Source organism: Thiohalophilus sp., assembly GCF_031581315.1.
Lineage (GTDB): Bacteria > Pseudomonadota > Gammaproteobacteria > UBA6429 > Thiohalophilaceae > Thiohalophilus.
Window position 1 is genome coordinate 1 of record NZ_JAVLAZ010000105.1, and the last position, 6,900, is coordinate 6,900.

The following is a 6,900-nucleotide window of genomic DNA, read 5'->3' on the forward strand; positions in this document are numbered from 1 at the left end:
CTGTGACCGGTATCGATATGGGGGAAGCGCCGTTGAGCGTGGCGCGGCTGCACAAGCATGAGTCCGGCGTGGAGGTCGATTATCAGCAGATCACCGCCGAGGAACTGGCCGATCGGGAGGCCGGCGAATACGACGTGGTCACCTGCCTGGAAATGCTGGAGCATGTGCCCGATCCCGCCTCGATCGTTCGCGCCTGCGCGCAACTGGTCAAACCCGGCGGCCATGTGTTTCTCTCCACCATCAACCGCAATCCCAAGTCGTACCTGTTTGCCATCATCGGCGCCGAGTATGTCCTCAAGCTGCTGCCCAAGGGCACCCACGACTATGCCAAATTCATCCGGCCCGCCGAGCTGGAAAGCTGGGTGCGCGCCGCGGATCTCGATACCCGGGAGCTGACCGGCATGAGTTACAACCCGCTGACCAGAACCTATTCCCTGGGGCACGACGTCAGCGTTAATTATCTGTTACATACCCAGAAGTCGTGATCAACACCATTCTGTTTGACCTGGACGGCACGCTGGCCGACACCGCGCCGGATCTGGCCCATGCGCTGAATGCCGTGCGCCTGAGCCACGATCTGCCCGCCCTGCCCTTCGACATGATTCGCCCAGTAGTCTCGCACGGGGGCAAGGCATTAATCGAACTGGGTTTTGCCGAAACCCATATCGACGCCGACTTCGAGACATTACGCCAGCAACTGCTGCAGCATTATCACAGCAATCTGGCCACACACACCGTGCTGTTCCCCGGCATGGCGGCACTGCTCGACACCCTGGAAAGCCGCGGCCATAACTGGGGCGTGGTCACCAACAAGCCCGGCTGGCTGACCGATCCCTTGCTGGAGACGCTGAATCTCGACCGGCGCGCCAGCTGTGTGGTCAGCGGCGACACGCTGCCGCAACGCAAACCCGATCCCGCGCCACTCATCCATGCCTGCCAGCAATGCCACAGCGAGGCCCATCAGTGCCTGTATGTCGGCGATGCCCAGCGGGATATCGAAGCCGGCCGCCGCGCCGGCATGCAGACACTGGTTGCCCTGTTCGGCTATATTGGCGAGTATGAACAACCGGATACCTGGGGCGCCGACGGCATGGTGGAATCCCCCGAAGCAATCCTGCAATGGCTGGATGATTGAAAATCCAACCACGAAGACACCAAGACACGAAGTAACCAACGATTTCTGCGTTTCGCATCCTCAGAAGAAATGAATAGAATAGAAAAATCTCATTATTACAATCCGCAAATGCACGCTAATGAACGCCAAGTCTATTTGGCTTTTAACCCAAATCAGCAGATTCGAAGCAGGAATACTCAATGGTGAAAAACATAAACATTACAGGTATACATTCGCGTATATTTGCGTTTATTGGCGGACTGATTGATTCGTCCCTCATACAAATCAACGATTCTGTGAAATATTGTAATAAATGAGTGAAGAACTGATATACGCTGCGATTGCTGCTGGTTCCCTGCTGGTCGGGGCGCTGGGGGTATATCTGTGGTTACAGAAACGCATCCATGCACTGCAACGGGAAAACAGTGAGCTGAGCACGACGCTGGAGCTGGAGCGCCGGCATGCCGAGGAGAAACTGGAAACGCTGACCCAGGCCCGCGAGCAGCTCAAGGAAACCTTCTCCTCCATTTCCAGCCAGGCGCTGAAACATAACTCCGAGGAGTTCCTGCGCCTGGCGCAACAGAACCTGGAAAAGTTCCAGAACGAGGCCAAGGGTGATCTGGCACAGAAGGAAAAAGCCTTCGAACAGTTGATCAAGCCTATCCGGGACTCGCTGGAGAAAACCGAACAGCAGATCCACAGCATCGAAAAAGAGCGCAAGGAAGCCTATGGCGCACTGCACAAGCACATCGAAACCATGAATCTGACCCAGCAGGAGTTGCGCAACCAGACCCACAACCTGGTTCAGGCCCTGCGCCGCCCGGAAGTGCGCGGCCAGTGGGGCGAGCTGACCCTCAAGCGGCTTGCCGAGCTGGCCGGCATGGTCGAACACTGCGATTTTTATCAGCAGGAAAACGTCAAAACCGACGAAGGTCGTCAACGTCCGGATATGATCGTGCGCATGCCAGACGGGCGCGAGATCGTGGTGGATGTCAAAACGCCGCTGGATGCCTATTTAAGTGCCATTGAAAGCAGCGATGAGGAACAGCGCAAGCAGCACATGCAGCGTCATGCCAAAAACGTTCGCCAGCGCATAAACGAACTGCACAGCAAGGCGTACTGGAGCCAGTTCAGTCAGTCACCGGAGTTTGTGGTGTTGTTTATTCCCGGCGATCAGTTCCTCAGCGCGGCACTGGAAACCGATTATCAATTGATGGAAGATGCGCTGAGTAAAAATGTGATACTGGCTACCCCCACCAGCTTTGTGGCCCTGCTGCGCGCGGTGGCTTACGGCTGGCGTCAGGAACAACTGGCCAAAAATGCCGAGCAGATCAAAAAGATCGGCGAAGAGCTGTATCAGCGGCTGGCGACCTTTACCGGCCATTTACAAAAGATGGGGCGTAGCCTGGATACGACCGTCAAACACTTCAACAGCACGGTGGGATCGTTTGACAGCCGCATCCTGCCCAGTGTGCAGAAATTTCGCGAGATGGGTATCAGTTCCAGCAAGGAGATCGAGGCGCAGGAACAGGTCGAAAGCGGCGTGCGTCAGATCGAAACCGACAGCGACCAGTAGCCGGTTATTCGTCGATTTTACCCTTGATGTCCGAACCGAGCTTCTCAACTTTCTTGCCGGCCCGCTCCATGGCCTCGCCGGTACTCTCTTTCAGGCGCTGCTTCAGAGTCGGCTCATCGAAGGGATTGCTCAGCAACGGCTTGCCCTTGCCGATGTTAACCCCCGTCCACAGACCGACAGCGAGGCCGATGATGACACCAAACAGGATCAGTTTAAGTTTTTTCATTGTCTGATACCTTATTATTAATGATGTACTTACAATACCACAGACGACTCTCATGACAAGCAACAAACTGGCTGACGCCTACGCCCACTGCGTGGCAATGGCGCGCGATCATTACGAGAATTTCCCCGTTGCCAGTCGTCTGCTACCGGCACGGATTCGACCGGCGGTGACCGTCATTTATGCGTTTGCCCGCAGCGCCGATGATATCGCCGATGAAGGCGATTTGAGCCGCGAACAGCGCCTCGCCCGGCTCGATGCGTATCGCTGTCGTTTACAACAATTGCTGGCGGATGGCACTCCGGATGACCCGATCTTCATCGCCCTGCAGGATGTCATCGCGCGCCACCACCTGCCGCTGGAACCCTTCCAGCGCTTGTTGCAGGCTTTTCATCAGGACGTGGAGAAGACCCGCTACGCCGATTTCGGCGAGCTGATGGACTATTGTCGCTGTTCCGCCAATCCGATCGGTGAGCTGTTGCTGCATCTCAACGATGCCGCCACCGAACGCAACATCGGCTATTCCAATGCTATCTGTACTGCCCTGCAGTTAATCAATTTTCTGCAGGACACGAACCAGGACTACCGGGAAAACAACCGTATCTATTTGCCACAGGACGAGATGCAGCGCTTTGGTGTGACCGAACAACATATCGCCAACCGTACGACCGATTTTGCCATGCAGGGACTGATGCGCCATCAGATCGAACGGGCCCGCCGACTACTCGAATCCGGCGCCCCGCTAGGCCTGATCCTTGGCGGACGCTTTGGCTTCGAATTACGGCTGATCATCGCCGGCGGGGGTCGTATTCTCAAACATTTGCACGAAAACAGCCGCGATGCGTTCGCCCGCCCCAGATTAACGCCACGTGACAAGCTGGCCATGGTGGCGCAGGCGGCTCTGCCCCGCGTCACCGGTCGCAAGCGCCCGGGTAAATCGGGCTGTGGAATCTGATACACTTGGCTGCATCATGACCCCCGATCAATATTGTCAGGACAAGGCCGCCTCCAGCGGTTCGAGTTTCTATTACAGTTTTCTGTTTCTCCCCCGTCCCCGGCGCCGGGCGATTACCGCCCTGTATGCTTTCTGCCGGGAAGTTGACGACGTGGTGGACGATAACAAGACACCGGAAGTGAGCCGGGCCAAGCTGCAATGGTGGAAGACGGAAGTCGATCGCCTGTTCGACGGTCAGCCACAGCATCCCGTGACACAGGCATTACAGTCGGCGATTGCCGAATTTGATCTGCCCCGTGAGTATTTTGTCGAAATTATCGACGGTATGGAGATGGATCTCGAACAACACCGTTATACCACCTTCAAGGAATTGTCCCTGTATTGTTACCGCGTCGCGAGTGTGGTCGGGTTGTTATCGGCGGAAATTTTCGGTTACCGGGATCGCCGCACGCTCAAATACGCCCGGGATCTCGGGCTGGCTTTTCAACTGACCAATATCCTGCGTGATGTCGGGGAAGATGCCCGCCGCGGGCGCATCTATCTCCCCCGGGAAGATCTGCAGCGCTTCGGTGTAGAGGAAACGGATCTGTTACAGGGCAAGGAAAGCCCCGGGTTTTATCAACTGATGGCCTTCGAGGCGCAACGGGCCCGCGAATTTTATCAACGCGCCCATGCCCATTTGCCCGAAATCGATCGTCGTGCCCAGCGTGCCGGCCTGATCATGAGCCGCATCTATCAACGCCTGCTGGATGAGCTGGAAAAAGACGGATTTCATGTCCTGACCCGGCGCATCAACCTGACGGCGCTGGCCAAGTTGTGGCTGGCCGGTACCACCGTCTGGCGTGAACGATGGCGGAGACACCCCCAGCCGGACAGGAAACATTCCCAATGAAACAGGCGCCGGTGGTCATCGTCGGTGGCGGCTGGGCCGGCCTGGCTGCCGCGGCGGACCTGGCCGCTCGCGGCCATCAGCCTCTGCTGCTGGAAGCGGGCAAACAACCCGGTGGCCGGGCGCGCAAGGTCGCTTTCGCCGGCCAGGCCGTGGACAACGGGCAGCATCTGTTTATCGGCGCCTATCAGCATACCCTCCGCCTGCTGAAGCAGTTTGATTTACCGGTCGATGAGCTGTTCGAACGCCAGCCACTGCAGCTGACCCTGCAATACCCGCAGGGACAAAAATTATCACTGCGTGCCCCTCGCCTGCCCGCCCCGTTTCATCTGTTATGGGCCCTGCTTGGTGCCGGGGGACTGTCGACCCGCAGTCGCTGGCAGGCTTTGAAGTTTGGCTGGCGCCTGTCGCGTCACAAGGCGCTGGAGCAAACCGATCAGTCCGTACTGGCCCTGCTGGAGCAGTGGCAGCAGCCAAGGGAACTGATCGAGGCCTTCTGGACCCCCTTGTGTCTGGCCATTATGAACACGCCGATCGAGGAAAGCTCCGCCGAGCTGTTTCTCAAAGTATTGCGTGATGCTTTTTTGCACCAACGGGAAGATTCAGATCTGTTGTATGCCCGCCGCGATCTCGGCAAGCTGTTCAGCGAGCCCGCCATGCAATATATCGAACGCCAGGGCGGCGAAGTGCGGCTGGGACGGCGGGTTTTGCAGTTACATGTCGAACAACAGCAGATCCGGGGGGTGGTCACAGGCGACGGGGCAATTCAGACCGGGCAGGTGATCCTGGCGGTGCCACCGCGTACGACCGCCGCACTGTGTGAGTCCCATCCCGAACTGACCGGGTTACAACAACAGTGCAACGCCTTTGAATACGAACCGATCTGCACCATTTACCTGCAATACCCCAAACAGGTGCAATTACCGCAACCCATGCTGGGTCTGCTCGGTGGCCTGGGCCAATGGGTATTCGATCGCCGCCTGTATGGCCAGGCCGGCCTGCTGGCGGTGGTGATCAGCACCAGAGGCAAACACATGCGCCTGACCAACGTCGAGTTGATCGCCCGTATTGCCAGGGAGTTGCAAAGCCACTTTCCCGACTGGCCCGAACACGAGCAGGCCATGGTGATCCGGGAAAAACGGGCCACCTTTGCCAGCCGGGTCGGGATTAACTCGCAGCGCCCCGAACACCGCACCGCCATCGACGGATTGTGGCTGGCCGGAGATTATACCCGAACCGATTACCCCGCCACGCTCGAAGGCGCAGTGAAAAGTGGGTTACAATGCGCCACCCTGGCCAACCGGGCACTTCATCCCCCAAGACAAGACGGTTTTTCATGACAACATCACTCATTGATTATCAGCCCGCAGCGGATCTGTTGCAGGACCGGATTATTCTTGTCACCGGTGCCGGCGACGGTATCGGTGCCGCCCTGGCCACCTCGCTCGCGGCCCACGGCGCAACAGTAATCCTGCTGGGACGAACGATTAAAAAACTGGAAAAGGTCTACGATGCGATCGTCGCCGCCGGCTATCCGCAGCCGGCCATCGTACCGCTGGATCTGGAAGGCGCCACGGCCGAACACTACCAGGAACTCGCCAGCTCCCTGCAACAGGAGTTCGGTCGCCTGGACGGCCTGGTGCATAACGCCACGTACCTTGGCGCATTAATGCCGGTGGAGCATTATGATCTGCAATTGTGGGCCCGGGTCCTGCAGATCAACCTGACCGCGCCGTTTCTGCTGACCCGCGCCCTGTTACCGCTATTAAAACAATCGAAAGCCGCGTCGGTGATCTTCACCTCCGCCAGTGAAATCCAGGGCGGTCGCGCCTACTGGGGCGCCTACAGTGTGAGCAAAGCCGGCGCCGATAACCTGATGCAACTTTTGGCCAGCGAACTGGAAACCAACACCCCCATCCGCGTCAACAGCCTCATCCCCGGAGCGGTGCAAAGCCAGACCCGCCGCACTGCCTTCCCCGGCGAGGATCCCAACCAGCACCCCGAGATCGAAACCCTCCTGCCCGCCTACCTCTACCTGCTCGGCCCCGACAGCGAAAACGTCAATGGCCAGATCCTGTGCGCGCAAGAAGATGCCATTTCTTGAGGTTGAGGATTTAAACGCGGAGTTCGCGGAGGCGCGGAG

The 6,900-nt window shown here is 58.0% G+C and carries 8 protein-coding genes; 7 read left to right on the forward strand and 1 reads right to left on the reverse strand.

All coding sequences use genetic code 11. The features are described from left to right. The 3 genes from ubiG to RI563_RS11765 form a co-directional block, all read left to right on the forward strand. On the forward strand, positions 1-485 hold a 485-nt coding region (gene ubiG, locus RI563_RS11755; protein WP_310694575.1), incomplete at its 5' end, for a bifunctional 2-polyprenyl-6-hydroxyphenol methylase/3-demethylubiquinol 3-O-methyltransferase UbiG. Next, positions 482-1,135, forward strand: coding sequence for a phosphoglycolate phosphatase (gene gph / locus RI563_RS11760; protein WP_310694576.1), 654 nt, complete (start codon positions 482-484; stop codon positions 1,133-1,135). The genes ubiG and gph, both read left to right, overlap by 4 nt. Positions 1,136-1,427: 292 nt before the next feature. Beyond that, positions 1,428-2,690, forward strand: a complete 1,263-nt coding sequence (locus RI563_RS11765; protein WP_310694577.1) for a DNA recombination protein RmuC — start codon at positions 1,428-1,430, stop codon at positions 2,688-2,690. A 4-nt stretch (positions 2,691-2,694) separates the two neighbouring features. Here the strand turns inward: RI563_RS11765 and RI563_RS11770 are convergent, their stop codons facing one another. Further along, a complete protein-coding gene (locus tag RI563_RS11770) occupies positions 2,695-2,916 on the reverse strand; it encodes a hypothetical protein (RefSeq protein WP_310694578.1) in 222 nt (73 codons plus the stop codon). 52 nt (positions 2,917-2,968) lie between these two features. Here RI563_RS11770 and hpnC point away from each other — a divergent pair, with 52 nt between their 5' ends. From hpnC to RI563_RS11790, 4 genes are read left to right on the forward strand one after another with little or no spacing between them, the layout of a single operon-like run. Next, complete coding sequence (gene hpnC / locus RI563_RS11775) at positions 2,969-3,868, forward strand: squalene synthase HpnC (RefSeq protein ID WP_310694579.1); 900 nt, start codon at positions 2,969-2,971, stop codon at positions 3,866-3,868. A 16-nt stretch (positions 3,869-3,884) separates the two neighbouring features. Next, positions 3,885-4,760 carry a presqualene diphosphate synthase HpnD gene (gene hpnD / locus RI563_RS11780; RefSeq protein ID WP_310694582.1) on the forward strand — a complete coding sequence of 292 codons (876 nt, stop codon included), beginning with the start codon at positions 3,885-3,887 and terminating at the stop codon, positions 4,758-4,760. Then, on the forward strand, positions 4,757-6,097 hold the full coding sequence (hpnE, locus tag RI563_RS11785; protein ID WP_310694580.1) for a hydroxysqualene dehydroxylase HpnE: 1,341 nt from the start codon (positions 4,757-4,759) through the stop codon (positions 6,095-6,097). The genes hpnD and hpnE overlap by 4 nt, the downstream gene beginning before the upstream one ends. After that, complete coding sequence (locus RI563_RS11790; RefSeq protein WP_310694581.1) at positions 6,094-6,861, forward strand: YciK family oxidoreductase; 768 nt, start codon at positions 6,094-6,096, stop codon at positions 6,859-6,861. Before hpnE ends, RI563_RS11790 begins: the two co-directional genes overlap by 4 nt. Positions 6,862-6,900 lie beyond the last annotated feature (39 nt).